At 75.9% G+C, this 804-nt stretch carries 1 protein-coding gene; it reads left to right on the top strand.

The genetic code is table 11. The annotated features are described in order from the left end of the window. Positions 1–804: mannose-1-phosphate guanylyltransferase (locus MKK70_RS19800; RefSeq protein WP_243949451.1), on the top strand; the 804-nt coding region annotated here is incomplete at both ends.

The raw sequence follows: 804 nt of genomic DNA on the forward strand, positions 1-804 counted from the left end.
AAGCAGTTCGCGCGGCTGGTGGACGCGTCGGAATCGACGTTCCAGGCCACCGCGCGGCGGGTGGGCGACGCGGCGGTCTTCGCCCGGCCGGCGGTGATCGCGGCAGCGGAGTCGCGCTTCATCGTGGCCGAGCAGCTGGCGCAGGCCGGGATGTCCGCCGACATCATCCTGGAGCCGGAGGGGCGCGACTCGGCCGCCGCCGTGGCGGTGGCGGCCTTGCACGCGGCCAAGGCAGACCCGGAGGCGGTGGTGCTGATCATGGCCGCCGACCACGTGATCGGCGACGTGCCGGCCTTCGCCGCCGCCGTGCGCGCGGCGGCGGTCGGCGCGCGGGCCGGCTACACCATGACGCTCGGCATCGAGCCGACGCGCCCGGCGACCGATTACGGCTACATCCGCCGCGGGGGGGCGCTGCCGGAGGCCGAGGGCGCCTTCGCGGTGGCGCGCTTCGTCGAGAAGCCGGATGCGGAGGGCGCCGCCGCGCTGATCGCGGAGGGCGCCCTGTGGAACTCGGGCTACTTCCTGTTCCGGGCCGACCTGATGCTGGCCGAGCTCGAGGCGCACGCGCCCGCGGTGCTCTCCGCCGCCCGCGCGGCGCTGGAGCGGGCCGGCGTCGACCTCGACTTCGTCCGCCTGGACGCGGCGGCGTTCGGGCAGGCGCCCAAGATCTCGATCGACTACGCGGTGATGGAGCGCACGACGCGCGCCGGCGTGCTGCCGGTGTCGTTCCCGTGGTCGGACGTCGGCACCTGGGACGCGGTCTGGCAGGTGCTGCCGCAGGACGCCGCCGGCAACGCGGTGCGC

It is taken from the genome of Methylobacterium sp. E-041 (genome assembly GCF_022829665.1).
In the GTDB taxonomy this organism is placed as follows: Bacteria; Pseudomonadota; Alphaproteobacteria; order Rhizobiales; family Beijerinckiaceae; genus Methylobacterium.